General features: G+C 50.6%; 13 protein-coding genes and 1 pseudogene. 11 read left to right on the forward strand and 3 right to left on the reverse strand.

What is annotated here, in order from left to right; translation table 11 throughout:
• Positions 1-10 precede the first annotated feature (10 nt).
• Positions 11-3,496, forward strand: coding sequence for a glycoside hydrolase family 2 TIM barrel-domain containing protein (locus tag MKX63_RS14820; RefSeq protein ID WP_341017965.1), 3,486 nt, complete (start codon positions 11-13; stop codon positions 3,494-3,496).
• Here MKX63_RS14820 and MKX63_RS14825 read toward each other — a convergent pair.
• Both MKX63_RS14825 and MKX63_RS14830 read right to left on the reverse strand, forming a co-directional pair.
• Positions 3,493-4,557 (reverse strand): sugar phosphate nucleotidyltransferase, encoded by a 1,065-nt coding sequence (locus tag MKX63_RS14825; RefSeq protein ID WP_341017966.1) that lies wholly within the window; start codon positions 4,555-4,557, stop codon positions 3,493-3,495. The two genes, MKX63_RS14820 and MKX63_RS14825, sit on opposite strands and share 4 nt — an antisense overlap.
• A gap of 16 nt (positions 4,558-4,573) precedes the next feature.
• Positions 4,574-5,389, reverse strand: a complete 816-nt coding sequence (locus tag MKX63_RS14830; protein WP_445323521.1) for a DUF6492 family protein — start codon at positions 5,387-5,389, stop codon at positions 4,574-4,576.
• Between the two features lie 217 nt (positions 5,390-5,606).
• On the opposite strand from MKX63_RS14830, the gene MKX63_RS14835 reads away from it, so the two are divergent.
• From MKX63_RS14835 to MKX63_RS14880, 9 genes and pseudogenes are all read left to right on the forward strand, one after another.
• Positions 5,607-6,362, forward strand: a complete 756-nt coding sequence (locus MKX63_RS14835) for a YheC/YheD family protein (protein ID WP_341017968.1) — start codon at positions 5,607-5,609, stop codon at positions 6,360-6,362.
• 1,541 nt (positions 6,363-7,903) lie between these two features.
• Positions 7,904-8,704: a hypothetical protein gene (locus MKX63_RS14840; RefSeq protein ID WP_341017970.1), complete on the forward strand. Its 801-nt coding sequence runs from the start codon at positions 7,904-7,906 to the stop codon at positions 8,702-8,704.
• 87 nt (positions 8,705-8,791) lie between these two features.
• Positions 8,792-9,172, forward strand: a complete 381-nt coding sequence (locus tag MKX63_RS14845; RefSeq protein WP_341017971.1) for a hypothetical protein — start codon at positions 8,792-8,794, stop codon at positions 9,170-9,172.
• 268 nt (positions 9,173-9,440) lie between these two features.
• A pseudogene (locus tag MKX63_RS32570) lies at positions 9,441-10,390 on the forward strand (transposase); the annotation flags it as partial.
• Positions 10,391-10,577: 187 nt separating this feature from the next.
• Positions 10,578-11,597 carry a LacI family DNA-binding transcriptional regulator gene (locus MKX63_RS14860; protein ID WP_341017973.1) on the forward strand — a complete coding sequence of 340 codons (1,020 nt, stop codon included), beginning with the start codon at positions 10,578-10,580 and terminating at the stop codon, positions 11,595-11,597.
• A gap of 125 nt (positions 11,598-11,722) precedes the next feature.
• On the forward strand, positions 11,723-12,718 hold the full coding sequence (locus MKX63_RS14865) for an ABC transporter permease (RefSeq protein ID WP_341017975.1): 996 nt from the start codon (positions 11,723-11,725) through the stop codon (positions 12,716-12,718).
• A 13-nt stretch (positions 12,719-12,731) separates the two neighbouring features.
• Positions 12,732-13,619 carry a carbohydrate ABC transporter permease gene (locus MKX63_RS14870; protein ID WP_341017976.1) on the forward strand — a complete coding sequence of 296 codons (888 nt, stop codon included), beginning with the start codon at positions 12,732-12,734 and terminating at the stop codon, positions 13,617-13,619.
• Between the two features lie 33 nt (positions 13,620-13,652).
• Positions 13,653-15,293 (forward strand): sugar ABC transporter substrate-binding protein, encoded by a 1,641-nt coding sequence (locus MKX63_RS14875; RefSeq protein WP_341017977.1) that lies wholly within the window; start codon positions 13,653-13,655, stop codon positions 15,291-15,293.
• Positions 15,294-15,343: 50 nt separating this feature from the next.
• A complete protein-coding gene (locus MKX63_RS14880; protein WP_341017978.1) occupies positions 15,344-16,699 on the forward strand; it encodes a glycoside hydrolase family 30 protein in 1,356 nt (451 codons plus the stop codon).
• 155 nt (positions 16,700-16,854) lie between these two features.
• Here MKX63_RS14880 and MKX63_RS14885 read toward each other — a convergent pair whose 3' ends face one another.
• Positions 16,855-17,859: an ABC transporter substrate-binding protein gene (locus MKX63_RS14885; protein ID WP_341017979.1), complete on the reverse strand. Its 1,005-nt coding sequence runs from the start codon at positions 17,857-17,859 to the stop codon at positions 16,855-16,857.
• A 207-nt stretch (positions 17,860-18,066) separates the two neighbouring features.
• Between MKX63_RS14885 and MKX63_RS14890 the strand changes: the two genes are divergently transcribed.
• Positions 18,067-18,582, forward strand: coding sequence for a hypothetical protein (locus tag MKX63_RS14890; RefSeq protein WP_341017980.1), 516 nt, complete (start codon positions 18,067-18,069; stop codon positions 18,580-18,582).
• The last annotated feature ends 50 nt before the right edge of the window (positions 18,583-18,632 follow it).

Raw genomic sequence — 18,632 nt, forward strand, 5'->3', positions numbered from 1 at the left:
AAGTATAGCCATGAGTCTAAAAAGGAAACTCAGCAAAGGTTGGCAATTCAGCAAGCAGCCGCTTCGTTCGGAGCTTGCCAAGGTGGCCGCAGGTGCGGACTGGATAGCTGTTACTCTGCCGCATGATTGGCTGATCTATGATACCCGTAACCTCTACGAGAATGGAGAAGGCTGGTACCGCACCCGCCTCCGGTTCGATGAAGTGCCGGTGAATGAGCTTGTGTTCCTGCGTTTCGAGGGAGTGTATATGAACTCGACACTATATGTGAACGGACAGGTAGCGGGTGAGTGGAAATATGGATACTCAACCTTTGAATTCGATATAACTCCGCACCTGACAGCAGGTGAGAATGAAATCTATATGCGTGTGATCCACGAATCACCGAATTCCCGCTGGTACTCCGGCGCCGGTATTTACCGGCCTGTCTGGCTAAAGACGGTACCGAAGACGCATATCGCCGCTGACGGGCTGTATATTGCAGCCAGGGCAACGGAAGGTCAGGCCTGGACTGTAGATGTGGATGCTGAACTGCATACCGCTGAAGCAGCGGGCTCAGGGACGAAGCTGAAGCTGCGGCATAGCATTCTGGATGCAGCAGGAACCCTAGTTGCCGGGCAAGTTACTGAGGTGACGGTGCAGGGTGAATTAACCGTACATACCCACAGCCGCCTGACTGTTGACCAGCCCTTGCTATGGGACATTTCCAGTCCCTATCTCTACAGTCTGCAAACTGAACTGCTGGCTGATGATGAAGTCATTGAAGTGGAGCAGGAGAGGTTCGGCTTCCGGACCCTGGAGCTGGACAGTGACAAGGGCTTCTTCCTCAACGGGCGTCATGTCAAAATAAACGGAGTCTGCCAGCATCATGACTTGGGCGCTTTGGGGGCTGCTGTGAACAAGGCGGCGCTGCGCCGCCAGTTCGTCCTGCTGCAGGAGATGGGCGTGAATGCAATCCGTACCGCGCATAATATGCCAGCTGTGGAACTTATGGAGCTGGCCGATGAAATGGGCCTGCTGATTGTCTCGGAAGCCTTCGACATGTGGGAGCGAAGTAAGACGCCGTATGATTATGCACGATTCTATCCGGAGTGGTGGAAGCGAGATATCGCCAGCTGGGTGCGGCGGGACCGCAACCATCCAAGCCTGCTGATGTGGAGTATCGGCAATGAGATCTACGATACCCATGCAGACAGCCGCGGCCAGGAGCTCACCCGGGATCTGCAGGAGGAAGTGCTGGTTCATGATCCGCGGGGCAATGCCTTCGTTACTATCGGCTCGAACTATATGCCTTGGGAGAATGCGCAGAAATGCGCGGATATCGTCAAGGTGGCAGGCTACAACTATGCGGAGAAATATTATGAGCAGCATCACAAGGAGTATCCGGACTGGATCATCTACGGCAGTGAGACCTGCTCGACAGTGCAGAGCCGGGGAGTCTATCATTTCCCGCTGGCTCAATCTGTGCTTGCCGATGATGACCAGCAGTGCTCATCGTTAGGGAACAGTTCTACCAGCTGGGGCGCCAAAAGCACGGAGGCCTGTATCACCGCAGACCGGGATGCATCCTTCTCGCTGGGACAGTTTCTGTGGACGGGCTTTGATTATATCGGGGAGCCTACTCCTTATCACACCAAGAACTCATATTTCGGACAGCTGGATACCGCCGGCTTCCCTAAGGATTCTTATTATATCTATCAGGCGGAATGGACAGATTACCGTGCGCATCCGATGATTCATATCTTCCCGTACTGGGATTTCTCGCAGGACCAGCTGATAGATGTGCGTGTCTGTTCGAATGCTCCGCGCATCGAGCTGTTCTTGAATGAAGTCTCGCAGGGCAGCGTGGATATCGACCATGCTCATGGACACAAGCTGCTTGGCGAATGGCAGTTGCCTTATGCGGATGGTGTCCTGCGGGCGGTGGCTTATGATGAGAAGGGGGAGGTCGTTGCTGTAGAGCAAATCTCCTCGTTCGGAGATGCGGCTTCGCTTGTCCTTGCTCACGACAAGCAGTTAATTACAGCAGACGGTACGGACCTTATCTTCGTAACGATCAGCACTCTGGATCAGGAGGGACGGCCGGTAGCGAATGCCAATAACCGCGTTCACCTCAGTATGGAGGGTCCCGGACGATTGATCGGTCTGGATAACGGGGACAGCACCGACTATGACTCTTACAAGGGTGTAAGCCGCCGCCTGTTCAGCGGTAAGCTGCTGGCAGTAATTGCCGGCACCCTGGAGGCCGGAACAATTACGCTGCGTGCGGTATCGGCAGATCTGGCTCCGGCTGAGCTTACGCTGCAATCGGTGCTTCCGGCAGCGGGAACGACAACTGAAGATGAGCTGTATCAGTATGCGCATTATCCGCTGGAGGCGAATGCGTCCTCCAGTCATTTGGAGAGCGGCAGGGCAGGGGAGATCCCGGTCCGCAAGCTGGAGATCATCTGCCCCGGGGGTAATATTCTGACGCCTGATCGCCCGTCGCTTCCTGTCCGTGTTAAGCTTCATCCTCAGGGGGCCACCTGGCAGGAGGTGGAGTGGCGAATTACTAATGCTGCCGGAATTGATACCAATATTGCGGCTCTTGAGACCAATGGGCATGAAGCGGTGATTACTGCTCTGGGTGATGGTAATGTCTACATCCGCTGTGGAACCGCCAATGGCGCAGAGGGCATACGACTCTATTCACAAATGGAATTCCAGCTCATCGGCCTGGGGCAGGCATATCTGAATCCCTATGAATTCGTATCTTCCGGGTATAACAGCAGCCACAGCCGGAATCTGACCAACGGCAATGAACGGGGGGTTGCCACCGCCCGCGAAGGGGAGAGCCTGATCTGCTTCGAACGGATCGACTTCGGCGGATATGGGGCCGATGAGATTATTCTGCCAATCTTCTCGCTGGATGATCAGGAATTTCCGATAGAGATATGGGAAGGCGTACCCGGACAGCCCGGTGCCGTGCGGCTCACAACCGTGACTTACCAGAAGCCGTCCCGCTGGAACGTATATCAGGAAGCAAGCTATAGACTGCCCAAACGCTTAACGGGCATCACTTCATTAACCTTCCTCCTGCGCAAGAAGATTCATTTGAAGGGCTTCACGTTTGTCAGTAAGACCAAGGCGTTCGAGCGTCTGGAAGCACTGGCCAACACTGCGGTCTACGGCGATACCTTCACCATAACGGAAGAGGCTGTCGAGGGCATCGGCAACAATGTGTCGCTTATATTTGAAGGAATGGACTTCGGCGCAGCGGAATGCTCACGGATCGTCATCTGCGGACGCTCAGCGCTTGCGAACAATACAATGCAAATTCTGCTCAGCGGTCCTGCCGGTGAATCGAAGCAGCTGATTGAATTTGCCGGCAGCGCCAGCTATATGGAGCGTGAATTCACGCTGGAGCCGCCGGTAAGCGGCAGCCAGACCGTCACCTTCCTGTTCCTGCCGGGCAGCCTGTTTGACTTCAAGTGGTTCCGGTTCCTGCCGTCTGTCTAGCGATCAGGGATATCCCGAACAGCCTTCATCCGGTGTTTGAGATATCCCTTTTTAGATCCTGTCTCCATTTCCGGATTCTCCGCCAGAATCTCCTTGATCAGATTCGCTTCCTTCCTGGAGGCGATCAGGATGCCTTCGGGACCGGCTATGGCAACTATACCGGAGACCCCAATGACATGCAGCGGCACCTCCAGCTCGTTAATGAGCTGACTGTTCCCGCATTCCCCCCATAATCCGCCTGCTCCAATGACCTGTGAGGGCAGCCGGTCCGCCAGCGTATCCCAGCTTCCCAGGTCGGACCATTCCCCAACATGACTGACGACGACAGCATTGGTGCAGTGCTCTGCCACTTCCTTGTCGAAGCTGCGGACCGGGAGATCCGGGTAGCGGGCGGTCAACGCCGCGGGTTCGGCGGGCAGCCCCAGCCGCTCCAGATGCTCCAGCAGGAAGCTCAGCCGCGCAGCGAATACCCCGCAATTCCATAAGGCCTGCTCCCGCATCAGCTCCAGGGCTGTTGCCGTATCCGGCTTCTCTGCAAAAGATAACACCGGAGCATACCCGCCAGCGTCCTCCTGTGCCGGAACGATATAGCCGTATTGCTCTGAGGGAGATGAAGGCTTCGTTCCAAGCAGGAGGAGTTCGGCCTCAGAATCGGCCAGAATAGCCTCGAATTGATGGAACTGGCGGAAGAAATCATCATCCGCGTACATGTCGCCCGGTGCGATACAGATGATGTCCTCCGGCTGTGCCTTTCCGGCGGCAAGCAAGTGCAGCGCGCCAAACGCGGCAGCAGTAAAGGTCCCGCGCTTGCACGGCTCTCCGATTACCGGATGATTGCTCCCGGTATACCGCTGCGTGAGGGCTACCTGCTGCTGATGGGCCACGAGCAACAGGGACTGATCCAGTCCGGCCTGACCAAGCTGACGGCATACCCGCCCGATCATGGATTCGGTGCCGCCGTCCGGTGCAGGCAGCAGCGGCAGGAACATCTTGGAGCGGATGCTGCCGGACAGAGGCCACAGCCGCTGGCCGGAGCCGCCGCACAGAAGAATAGTATGCATCACATTTCTTGCCTCCTTAGGGCTTGCCCGGAATGGAGTATCCCTTGCGCTGATGGAAGGAGAGCGAACGGTAAGTATGGGCATACTTGCTTAACTGCTCTTGTCCCAATGAGCCCGCCGGGGTCTTCAGCGCTTTATTATTGGCATTTTTGAGCAGCACAGAGGCGCGGTTTGTGCTGTACACGTAGTTGGCATAGGTCTCGAATTCAGAGAAGCCGAACTGCCGCTTCTTGTTGATGGAGTGCAGAATAGCCGCATGCCAGGACATGCCGTGGCGGGCTGCTATTTTTCTTTTGAGATTGGCCAGCTTCGCGGACTCGAACAGCATATAGTGGGTGACGAACGACTTGGGCGAAGGCGCAGGTACACCGAGCAGCTTGCGGTAGGTGCGGAAATACTCGGGCTGGCTCCAGCTGCGGCAATAGAAGATGCTTTTCCCGCCGGAACGGAAGCGATGGGGACGGATGAGCACCGTATCTGCATCAATGACCAGGAAATACTTCTCGCGGCACACCTGATCCCCATTCATTTTGAGCAGCTGCTGATACAGCCAGCCTGACCGGTTCCAGCGGGAGGAGGAATAGCGGATTGCTTTTTTGGTGAATGGGAGGACGGTGGTTTCATTGACGAAGACGCAAGCCTTCCGGGAGCACAGCTGTCTGATTCTACTATTCTCCGGCGAGACAATGTAGATATTACTGATAGGGTGCTGGACATAACGGCGAAGACTATCAATCACAAAGGAGAGGGTGGCGAGGTCCTTTTCGATAGCAGGAATCAGGACGTCGATCGGCGGAGCGCTTGAGGTCACACTTACGGCAGGAACGGACATGGATTCATCTCCATACATATATTGACATTTGAAGTCTTCACTAGGGTATGCCTGCTGAGCTGTGGTGGAGAGGGCAAACATCCTGCATCAAGTTAATCTTTTCATACGGGGCAAATGATATATTCCATGGCACCTCCACCGGCATAGGATGCAGTGAATATGTATTTTTATGTAAAAATACAATGTTGACTCCCAGCCCGGACAGGAGAGTGCATAAGTGACAGCTAAAAAGGTTCAGTCAGGCCAAAGCAAATGGTATAAGACACAACTGCTGCTTAAGAACGAGACAATCAAGGCGTTCATCCCCGATACCCGGAGATTTAACAGGCGTAATCTGGAGCAGATGATGCACGGTTATGGAATGATCTATATCAAGCCGGAACGGGGAACGTATGGCATGGGCGTGATCCGCGCGGAGCGGAGGGACCGGCAGGGATATATGTATCAGTATGAGGAGACTGTGCGCCGGTTCGCTACGTTTGAGGCTTTTCATCACAGTCTGGCGGCAAGAATCGGCAAGAGGAGCTACCTGCTGCAAAAAGGCATCCACCTGCTGAAGCATCACGGGCGCCGCTTCGATATCCGGGTGATGGTGCAGCTCAGTCCCAAGGGCGTATGGGAAGCTACCGGAATTATCGGGCGGCTCGGGCACCCGCGCAAAATTGTGACCAATTACCACAGCGGCGGCAAACCAACCGCAGTGGAGCATTTGCTCTCCACCCATCTGTCTGCGCAGCAGCTTGTGCAGCTTAAGGGGGAAATGAACCGGCTGGGCACCCGCATAGCGCAGCAGCTAAAAAAGACTTATCCGCACCACCGGCAGTTCGGTGTAGACGTCGGTCTGGACCGCGCGCGGAAGCCGTGGATTATTGAAGTGAATATGAATCCTGATCCATACATTTTTAATCAGCTGAAGGATAAATCTATGTACCGCAGGGTCATGAGATACCGGCGTTTGGGCTTGACCCAATAATACGATATGCCACCGGACGCCACGCAAGCGGCCGAATCGGTTAAGTAATCTAGTAATCCATTCATCTCCTGAGCCACAGCACCACGTCTGAAGGAAGGATCAGGAGATGAAACGGAACAACTTAGAGCCAAAACTATTATAAAAATGGTGATTTCATCCAGCATCCGATCGAGGGTAATCGGGTCGTAGAAGTTATATTACTTGCTATCGAAGGTGTACAGACGGCCTTCCTTAGCAGCAGGAATCTCTTGCCATAAGCCGACTTGCTGCTGGTGTCGGTAAGGAGGAAGATATGCTTTCCAATATACTGTGGTAGCACTCGTAAGAAATGGTTACGAACCGTTCGCCGGCATCGACCTGTTTCTGTACCCTTCTGCCGGCTTGAGCCAAGTTGTCCGTACAGTGTTACGTTCAGGTCTATGCCGCCCATAATGTACAACTCGGAGCCAAGCACCAGCAGGGAGGTAGCTGTATCGCCTTCGGTTAAGTTGAGCTGCTTCTTCACGGAGACAACCTTTGTTTTATAATTATTGAACCATGTGTCTGTCCATTCGGTGATGCTGAATAATTCTGCGATCTGGCGGACCCATTCTTAAGTCGGGAAGGTGCCGGTCAGCCTCACCACCACGGTCGGAGCAATCCGGCTCAGCGATTCAATACCGGTCTCGTCCCAGTCGTCGAAGGTAATCAGGTCCGGTGACAAGGCGAAGATCTTCTAAGGGGAGAAGGGGGAGCCTATATCTTCAAGCCCTTAGATCAGATCGATCGGGGTAAGCCACTTATGTGCTTATGAAGCTTAAGGTGGGCCCTATCGGTTTGATGTCTATCGCCAGCAGGTCACCTGGATTTCTCCCGAAAAATACAAGATGCTGCAGCACGGCCGGATTTCAATATCCTGCTTTTTAAAATTCCGAATACAGCCGTGGGGGGATATAAGTTCGGTACTTCTTTATGAAGATGAAAATTTAAATTGGTAATTAGCAGTTTATCCAAGAGGAGATCCATAATGAAAAATGTGACGTTCATTAAATTAATAATATTTATCATTATTCCCTCAAAGTGGAAAATGGTATTTTTAATTCTACAATATGGTATAGTGTCTTCCTTTGTTTAGTACCGCAAACAAATATGTTAAGCTTTTTACCCATTTCGACTCCGAGATAGGATTTCGAAGAGATAATAATTACAATAACTTATGATTAGGGATATTCTCTTAAACTTTCCATTAGCACATTTGATTGTTAGTAAAAATACAATTTACAAATGATAAATTATGGAAGGTTATGGTGCGTAAGTTATCAGGATAATTTTTTAGTAAGAACTAAAATAAAACGTACCGTAGGTTTGTATTAAGGAATTACAAATGGTGGCTGCTTATACCTATGTATCAACTATGAAGCACTGATAGATTTGAATATGAAATAAAATACATAAATTGATTTTTTGTAATTATAGTGGTATTATATTCCACGAAGAGAGGGCATCTATTCTATTTTGTTATCTGGCCAGCTTTCAGATAAATAAATATTTGGAGGTATATTATGAAAAAAAGACTGGGAATTCTTATATCAGCTTTTTTACTATTATCATCCATCCCTGCATATGCTAATTCCAATGAGAAATTTTCCACAACTTCAAATGATGAATATGAAATTATTTATCAAAAAGAAGAGATAACTGATTCTACTCTTTTGTTAGAACGAGCTAAGAACGGAATTACTGACAAGGCAACAGATTCTGTGGCTAGAAGTGCTGTCAATGAAATTAAAGGGAAGATAACTAATGCAGAGACTAATCTTTCTGATGATCTAAATGTTTACGATACTGTTCAAAAGTTAAAAGAATACAAAAGTAAAACCACCGATATTACGTACACTGACTATGCTATGACCTCTATTGCTGTTACTCCTATGGCGGGTAATCCAAATTCAAAATCAATATCTGGCTGGGATTTGCATGACGGGGTTCAAGGTTTTGCTACCATTTACTACACAACTGAAAATGTTTCTTATGCTGGACAGACTTTACCCTCTGTACTTTTGACAAAGGTATCTTGGAGATTTGAAAGAAGTGATGGGACAATTGTAATGCCAACTGCGTTATATCGTTATGGTAATAATGGTTCAAAGATTACTGGAGGACCTTCTAGTTCCAATCAAGTATATGAAGCTAATTATTCGCCAGTTATTTCTGGTGAAACTAAAACAATTGTTCAAAATTTTGGTTGGACTCCAGTTTTAGCTTCTTCTTTCTATTATCCTTCTGTCGGCCTTTTCGTTGATTTAACATTAACAAGAGGTACTTCTACGTGGCATTTTACACTTAATAATCTATTCAATTAATAAATATTTTAGTATATAATGCAAATACATGGCCTTAGGTCAAGTATTTGCATTATTTATATAGAATGAACTTTGAAGGGAGAATGCATGAAGAAAAAACTGATTTTGTTAACTACTGTTATCGTTTCTATTTTATTAATTGTATATATTTTTAAAAGTGTTGATCCTAGAGAAGGAATTATTTTAACTGGCAGTACAGAGAATTGGGAAGGACGAATGGAAGTTGTTAATTCAGAGGTGAATTTCTATTTAAATCCATCTACAAGTAATAAATACAGCGGAAAAGTTGCTTTTTCATATAAAGTCAACTCTTCTAAAGTAAATATTGAAGGTTATTTAACAGAAGAGAGAAAGTTATATGATAAAAGTTATTTTGACAAAAAAATTGATTCATTAGTAACCGTTGAAGTGGAAGTTAGGTGGGATGGTAAAAGTGATTCATTTGTCATGCTCTCAAAAAACCCATAATATGTCAATTATAAATCTAATTGCTTAGTAAATATCCTCTTTTGTAGCAGTGGCTGTTGTAAAACGAAATAGTAGCAATCATTGAGTCCTCAGATTTGTTTTATCTAGATCCCAGCAGAATGAACGATTGTGATGTTATTGTCATCTTAATCTATCCCCCAAATAAGTTATTTTATTTCTAAAGAGATAACACCTTTTCAACTCAAATGATAATGTTGTTATCATAGTATTGAAACCGGATTTTGTTGGCGCTCATAAGCTTAATTTGTTAAGACCGTATGCGTACAATTGAGGAATTCATCACCCCAAGAAGCAAATTGACACTGCCATCAAGGTATTCTTCGCTCATTACTCCCAGCTCCCTTAGAGGAACATCGATAAGTTCACCGGGCTCTCGCGCAGACTGGAGTTTGCCCTTCGCTTCCGTTACCAATGTGGGCTTCAACTGGACATCCCGGTCCCTTCGATTTGCACATTAAGCCAGGTGTTTGCCGAGTTTACTTGCAAAAGCATTGCTCAGCAGTTATTTGAGGATGTGGCTCAGTGCTAAGAAGCAGGAATTCTGAGCGGAACTCATGTAGTCATCGACAGCGCAGCCATTCACGCTTACGAGAAAAAAACCTTAACGAAATATCGAACTCACCGACAATGCCAACTGGGAAATTAAACTCGATACGTTTGGCAACAAAGTCAAGTGGTTTTGCTATAAGCTGCATCTGGCCGTCGATACGAAGAGTGAACTTCCGATTGCCCTAACGCTACACCTGCTCATGTGAATGATGGCGATGAGGGACCCAGACTCACGAAGCAAACCGTCGAGCGATTTAAATCACTTTTTTCATGCTGGATGCAGGATTTGACCAAATGAAAGACTACGAAACGGCCCGCAGTGTCAAGGCTCAAGCGATTATTCCCATGAATCCACGGAATGAAAAGGAACCCCCTACAGGCATCACAAGTAAAGAGACAACTTGCTGTTCAATGGGGTTTCCGATGACGTATTGGGGACAGGAAAAGGAACGTTTAAAGTTTCGTCGTCCACACTCTACGAAGAAGGTGAATTGTCCTTTAGACATGACGGGCTGTTCGTCGTCCAATTATGGAATGGTCGTTAAGGTTAGCAGAAAAGACGATTTACGTAGCTATTCGTTACCACTCAGCGAAAGTCTTAATTGGGGAAAATTTACAATAAATGAACTAGTGTATAACGAAGCAACTCTCAATGAAATCGTTTGTTAGTTTTAGTTATTGTATGCTAGACAAATCTTAGACCTTGCATCCAGCGGGCCAATATGGAGCATATAAAGGTGGCAGGACAAGCTCATGAGAAAAAGCGTTGTATTTAAAGCGGTTTCATGTTACTTTATAGTCAATAAAAACGTTTTTATCAAAAAGGAACATTGATATGGCTAAGATAACGATCAAGGATGTCGCACGGGAAGCCGGGGTCTCCATCTCAACGGTCTCCAACGCCCTGAATGATGTGGATGTGCTGAGCCCGGAGACCAAAGCCCATATTCTGAAGGTGGCCCAGCGCCTGAATTACGTGCCGAATCTGAACGGCAAGCTGCTTAAATCAGGAACCACGAAGATGCTTGGGTTCTTCACAACAAGTGTATCCGGTCCATACTTCTACAAGCTGGTAGAATCCATGTCCCGTCAGTGCGACCGCCTGGGCTATGGCCTGAATGTATTCGTCACCAAGGACAAACATGTCATTATGAGCAATATCCTCGGCCGTCGGGTAGATGGTGTCATTATCTATGAGGAGCTGGGCATCGACGAGCAGGACATTGCCGCTATGAAGAAAGACAAGATCAAGGCGGTGTTTCTGGACCGGGTGCTGGAGGATGAAGGGATGGGCAGCATTATCTTTGATTCCTATGAATCAGGCTATGAGGCTACGAAGTATCTGATCAGCCTGGGGCATAAGCGGATTGCGTATATCTCCGGCGTGGATACGATGTTTGACAGCGAACAGCGGAAGGAAGGCTATCTGGCCGCGCTGCGTGAATACCAGCTTCCGGTGGAGGAGGATTTTATCCTTCAGGGGTATTTTGAGGAGGACAGCACCTATAATGCCGTGAAGTCTTATCTCCGTCTGCATCCCGCACGAGTCCCTGACGCCTTCCTGGCCGGCAATGATATCAGTGCAATGGGCTGTATTCAAGCGCTCAAGAGCTACGGTTATGAAGTACCGCAGGATGTCAGCGTGATGGGCTTCGATGATATTGATATCGCTCCTTATTATTCGCCGCCGCTCACAACGGTAAGGAATCAGATTGCTAGACAGGGCATGCTGGCGATTGATCATCTGGTCAGCATGATTCAAGAGAAGGAGCAGGGTGCGGCACAGAAGCTGCAGGGTGAGCTTGTCGTAAGAGGCTCAAGTCAGGTGAAGCTGGAGCGGAAGGACCGCAGGTAGAGGGCAGCCGGTGAAACTGATTTTACAGGAGGGTGATTTTTTGCGCCAAAATAAAAACGTTTTTATTGGCTTGGGCACCCATGTGTGTGCCATCCGGATATCTCAATGGAGAGGGGGACAAGATCATGAATAAAACATCAGCGTCTGCAGCATCAGCTTCCATCCCGCCAGCAATTCCGCCGTCCGCCAAGAAGCCCATGGGGCAGCGGATCAAAGAATTTGTAACCGATTACAAGCGGCAGTGGGAGATTCAGTCGATGGTGCTGCCGGGCATTATTTTTATGATTATTTTCTGCTACATACCGATCTACGGGCTGAGCATTGCCTTCAAGAATTACACGGTCATTGATACCTTATCCACTGCACCCTGGGTGGGACTGGACAACTTCAGGATTATTTTGTCGGACGAATACTTCTGGGATGCGGTTATCAATACGCTGGGCATCAGCTTCCTGAAGCTTGGGGTCGGGTTCATCATTCCGATTATTCTCGCCATTATGATCTATGAGCTGAACATGGGCCGCTTCAAAAAATTCGTCCAGACCATCTCCTATCTGCCGCATTTCCTCTCGTGGATCGTCCTGGGCGGGATGCTGATCACCTGGTTCTCTACTTCCGGCTTGTTCAATGAGCTGCTGCTGAATCTCGGGCTGATCTCGAAGCCGTCCAACATCCTGCTGGATGCAGGCAAGTACTGGTGGATTGCGACGCTGTCGGATATCTGGAAGGAAGCGGGATGGGGCACGATTCTGTATCTGGCCATCATGGCGAAGATCGACCCCACCTATTACGAAGCGGCACGGATTGATGGAGCCGGCAGGCTGCGTCAAATCTGGAACATCACCCTCCCGAATATGAAGGCGATTATCAGCCTGAATCTGATCCTGACGGTAAGCGGCTTACTCGGCTCGAATCTGGATCAGACGCTGGTCTTGATGAACTCGCAGAACCGGGAGAAAGCAGAGGTCATCAACTCCTATGTCTACCGGATGGGGATGACGCAGGGCGATTTCTCTTATGCTACGGCCGTCGGTCTCGGTGTCTCCATTGTGTCGGTGATCCTGCTGCTTATGGCCAACAAGGTCACCAGTAAATTGAACAATAATCAATCCGTGTTGTAGAGGGGGCGCTTGCGTGAATCAGAAGGTCATACGGGAAGATCTCGACAGCCGGATCTTTGATGCGGTGAATAAGGTGCTGTTGGTCTGCTTCATGGTTATTATCCTCGTTCCCTTATGGAATGTAATTATCTCTTCCCTTAGTTCGGGCAGGGCGCTTGCCGAGGGCGGTTTCATCTTCTGGTCCAAAGAATTCTCGCTCGAGAATTACCGGGCGGTCTTCAATGACAGCACGATCGGCCAATCCTTCGTGGTCTCGGTCGCCAAGACGTTCATCGGGGTGATCACCCACGTGTTCTTTTGCGCAATGATCGGCTACGGTCTCAGCAAAAGATACATCCGCGGCCGCAAGCTGTATGTGGCGATGGGCGTGATCACGATGTTTTTCTCCGGCGGAATGATTCCGACGTATCTGCTGATCAAATCGCTCGGACTGCTGAACAGCTTCTGGGTCTATATTATCCCCGCGTTATTCAGCTATTACGATGTGGTGATTCTAATGAACTTTTTCCGGAACGTGCCGGATTCGCTGGAGGAGTCGGCGAAGATTGACGGCGCAGGCGATTGGCATATTTTCCTCAAAATTTTCATTCCGCTGTCCATGCCCGCAATGGCCACCATCGCCCTGTTCAACGGGGTGGGACAATGGAACGACTTCATGACCACGAAGCTGTATATCACCGATCAGGCGCTCTACCCGCTGCAGATGAAGCTGTATGAGATTATTGTGCAGTCGCAGACCCAGTCCATGCAGAATATCGGAGGCTCCGTCGTCATTGAGACCACCACCAAAGGAGTTCAGCTGGCGACCATTGTCATTACCACACTGCCGATTGTTGCGATGTATCCTATTCTTCAGCGGTACTTCATCTCCGGCATGATGCTGGGAGCGGTCAAGGAGTAGAAGAGATTCACTACATTACAGGAGGTCAAGAAGATGATCAAGAAGACTAAGGTTCTCGGCAAAAAGACACTGAAGCCCGCATTGCTCCTTATGGCGGCTATGCTGGTAGCGGCAGGCTGCAGCTCGGGCGGCGGTTCTACTAAGGAAGTAGAGGTATCGCTTGAAGGCCGGTATACGGTAGACCCGGAGACTCCGGCCTGGCAGCTGGATAAGAAAGAGGAGACTACGGATCTTACCTGGTATGTGAACGCGGACTGGTGGAATACGGACTTCGGCAAGGATGTAGTCACCAAGAAGATCAAAGAGGATCTGAACATCAACATCAAGTTCATTACCGGGGACGATACGAAGCTGAATACGTTCTTCGCGGGCGGCGATATGCCGGATCTGCTGACGATCTTCGACTCCAATTCCCCGGTTGTGCAAAAAGCCGCCACCTGGGCGCTTCCGCTCAATGAGCTGGCGGAGAAGTATGATCCGTATTTCAACAAGGTGGCCGCTGCCGACACGCTCAACTGGTTCCAGCTGAAGGACGGCAAAACCTACGGTTATCCGAACTATTCCAATACCCAGGCGGATTATGACAGCGGCAATATTCCGGCGAAGACGGCTTTTGTTATACGCAAGGATGTGTATGAAGCGCTTGGCAGTCCTGACTTCGGGACCCCGGAGGCCTTCAGGAAGTCAATGAGTGAGATTAAGGCCAAGTTCCCGGACATGATTCCCTTCGGGTTCAACGCAATTGGAGAAGGGACCGGCTCGCTCGGCGATGCGCTGCAGGACTTTCTGGGCGTTCCGCTGGAGACAGAGGACGGCAAGTTCTACAACCGCAATCTGGATGAGGATTATCTGACCTGGCTGCGGACGCTGAATGCCGTGTATAGAGACGGGGCGATCAGTGATGACAGCTTCGCGGATGACGGAACCGGCTTTGAGGAAAAGGTGAAATCCGGCAAATATGCCACGATGCTGCTTGATGGTACACCTCAGCAGGGCGGCAATCTGCAGATCTTCATGAGTGCCAATCCAGGTAAGGAGTATATGGCTGTTGACGGGCCGCGGAGCACCGTAGGACATCAGCCGACCCTCAATCAATCCGGGATTACCGGCTGGATGATCAATTACATTACCAAGAATTGCAAGGACCCGGCCAAAGCGATTCAAATCTTCACTTATCTGCTGAGCGAAGAAGGGCAGAGGCTGATGAACTACGGGATTGAAGGCGTAACTTATAAATCCAATCCGGACGGTACGGTTGAGCTGCTGCCGGAAGTGAAGGACCTGCAGCTTAATAATGCGGATAAGTTCAAGAAGGACTACCGGATGGGCGAATTCATGTTCTTCGGACATGACCGCCACAAAGCGCTGAGCAAGGATGCCTTCCCCGAGTCGATCAAGCAGATGCAGGAATGGGGCAAGGGCAAGCTGAAGCCGCATTTCATCCTGGAGAACATTAACCCGGATCAGGGAACGCCGGAGGCCCGCGGGCAGACGGCCATTAATACGAACTGGAACACCACGCTGGTCAGCATGATCCGTGCCAAGGACGAAGCAACCTTTGACAGCGTTCTGGCGGAGCATAAGGCCTTCCTGGATAAGAATAACTGGAGCAAGATTGTAGAGGTCCGCAGTGAGAAGATGAAGGCCAATAAGGAAAAGCTGGGCATTAAGTAGGCAAGGCGCAAGGGAGGGCCCGCTTAAGTAACAGGATGGAGGGAAAGAACATGCGTGAAATTATCATATACCAGTCTAATGGAGAGAACCGTCTGTTCGTGAAGCAGCCTGCTGCGGCGCTGCCGCAGGCTCCTGCCGGAAGCGTTACGGTCACTGTAGATATTGATGCAAGTAAGACCTACCAGGAGATGGATGGCTTCGGGGCTTCCTTCACTGATTCGTCCGCTTACCTGATCCATCAGGTGCTTGACACCGGGCAGCGGACCGAGGTTATGCAGAAGCTGTTCGATCCGCAGAAGGGCATCGGCCTGTCCTTCCTGCGTAATCCTATGGGGGCCTCGGATTATGCCAGAACGGTCTATAGCTATAACGATATGCCTGAAGGCAGGGGCGACCCGGAGTTAGCCGGTTTCTCCATCGCCCACGATGAGGCGGACATCATTCCTCTGGTGCAGGAGGCACTCAGGCTGAATCCTGAGCTGAAGCTGATGGCCTCCCCCTGGAGTGCGCCGGGCTGGATGAAGACCAGCGGCTCGATGATCGCCGGGCGGCTGAAGCCGGAGCATTACGGAGTCTATGCGGATTATTTTGTCCGCTATATTCAGGCCTATGCTGCTCATGGCTTACCGATCTATGCTGTCACCGTGCAGAACGAGCCGCTCTATGAGCCGCAGCATTATCCCAGTATGCTGATGCTGCCGGAGGAGCAGCGGGAGTTCATCCGTAACTATTTGAAGCCTGCCTTCCGGCAGCACGGGCTGGCCGCCAAAATCTTCTGCTACGACCATAACTGGGACCGGCCGGATTATCCGCTCTCTGTGCTGGAGGAAGCCGCAGCAGACGTGGACGGCGTAGCCTGGCACTGGTATGGCGGTGCTGCGTCTGCGCAGTCGGAGGTGCAGGCAGCTTACCCGGATCACGAGGTCCATTTCACCGAAGGCTCCGGCGGGGAATGGATTCCCCCGTTCGAACAGGCTTTCTCCAATGTGATGCGTACGGGGATTGAGATTCTGCGGAATCACAGCAAGTCATTCGTGCTATGGAATATGGCCTTGGATGAGCAGAACGGCCCTACGGTGCCCGGCTTCGGGGAGAGTACCTGCCGCGGCGTAGTGACGGTTAACCAGCAGACCCGTGAGCTGAACTATACCCTGGACTATTATGCACTGGCACATTTCAGCAAAGTAATTCGTCCGGGGGCATTGCGTCTGGATTCTGCCGCGAGCCATGAACGGGTGCGCTCCGTAGCCTTCCGCAACCGCGACGGCTCACTGGCCGCCGTGCTATTCAACGACAGCGGGGCCGAAGAGACCGTGTCTGTGCGGCTGGATGGGGAAGAGCTGCTGACCCTTACTATTGCTGCGAAGGGTGCGGTATCGGTGAAGGCGGGGGGCGAGCGGGAGTAGAGATTTTAGGCTAGACAAAGACTTAGGCTGCCGGGATTATTCCGGGCAGCCTAAGTCTTTTTAGAGTATTGTGCTGGTGCGTGGGTGGAATGTAATCGGAAAACCGATTACAATGTGCTGCCGTAAGGCACGTTAGGTCAACGCAATTTTTCTAATTACTGTTTACCTTTGAAAATGCCCGCAATCTCATCCAGCAACCTATCGAGCGTAATCGGATCGTCGAAGTTATATTTGCTGTCGAGCGTGTATACACGGCCTTCCTTGACGGCAGGGATCGCTTTCCATAAGCCGCTGTCCATAAGTGCGTTCTGTCTCGCAACTGTTTTGCTGCCGGTGTCGGTCAGGAGGAACAGGTGGGTGCCGACGTACTGCGGCAAGACCTCGTCGGATATGGTTACGAACCGTTCATCGGCAGTAATCACCTTTTGCACGCCTTCCGCAGGCTTGAAGCCGAGGCGTCCAAACAGCGTTTCGTTCAAGCCTTTATTGCCCATGATGTACAGATCCTGGCCCAGGACAAGCAGGGAGGTGGCTGTCTCACCTTCCTTCAGGTTAAGCTGCTTCTTCACAGCGTCTACCTTCGCCTGATAGTCCTTGAACCACTGATCCGCAGCAGCTGTGCGGCCGAGCAAGTCAGCGATTTGCCGGACACGCTCCTCTGTCGGGAAGGTACCGTCCAGCCCCACGACCACGGTCGGTGCGATTTTGCTTAATGCTTCGATTCCGGTCTCGTCCCAGTCGTCGAAGATAATCAGGTCCGGGGACACGGCCAGAATCTTCTCGGCGGAGAACGGGTATCCGATGTCCTCGATCCCTTCGAGCAGATCGGGGTAAGCCACTTGTGTGCCGATGACGCTTAACGAAGCTCCCGCAGGCTTGATCCCCAGCGCCAGTAGGTCACCCGGATTGCTGCCAACATAGACAATCTTCTTAGGGGTTGCGGGAATCTCAACCTCGCGTTTCTTGTAATCTGTATATTTCCGTGTTGCAGCAGCTTCCTTGACAGCCGCCGGACTGGCTTCGGGCGCTACAGTTGCCTGACTTGTGGCGGCGGCTGAAGGAGTTGGCGTAGACGAGTTATCCGGTTGACCGCAGGAGGCCAGGATCAGGGTGAAGAGAAGCAGGGTTAACGGGAGTACTATTTTTTTGAGGCTTGGCATGTGCAATGCTCCTTTAGAAGGTATGTATTATAATGAAGATGATAATCATTATCATTTAATTATGATAGAGAGGAATAGGGGTATTGTCAATCCTTAAGCTGCTCATTTGGAAAAAATAACTGAACCCTCTTTCTGCCTGAGAGAAGCACCCGCTGCAATAAAATGATAGAATAATAGTCATAGTCTTATACAGGGAGTGAATTTCTTATGAAAAAGATTGCTGCCGGAGTCATTGCCGGAGCGATACTGATGGTGGGTGCACAGGCGCTGGGCGCTTCTGCAACACTGGTAGGAAAGGCCATTCAGGCGGAGTATACGGTAAATGTGTATGGGAAGAAGCTGGCCGATCCGGCTATTGTTATTGACGGCAAGAGCTATGCACCCGTGCGCGCCATCGGCGAACTGGCCGGATTCCAAGTGACGGTGAAGGGTAAAACGATCAGCCTGGACGATAAAGGGCAGGCGGCACCCCCTTTGTCTGACGAAAGAAGCTCATTGGTGGGTCCGGTGCCGGTAAGCACCCCTGATCCTGCTATGACTGCGGCCAAGAGCAAAATTGATATGATTGACGACAAGATCGATGCTGTGGTTACTAACATCCTGACCACCAGCAGCCTGCTGAAGACGAGTCCCGGCAACGCCGAGCTCAAGCAGAAGCTGGAACAGTACAAGGAAGAATACGCCGACCTGCTGAAGCAAAAGGATCAGGAGCTGCAGCGATAAAAAAAATGCCCCGTAGCCATGAATGAGGTTGATCATGGGCTGCGGGGCTT

It is taken from the genome of Paenibacillus sp. FSL R7-0179 (assembly GCF_038002265.1).
In the GTDB taxonomy this organism is placed as follows: Bacteria; Bacillota; Bacilli; order Paenibacillales; family Paenibacillaceae; genus Paenibacillus_AQ.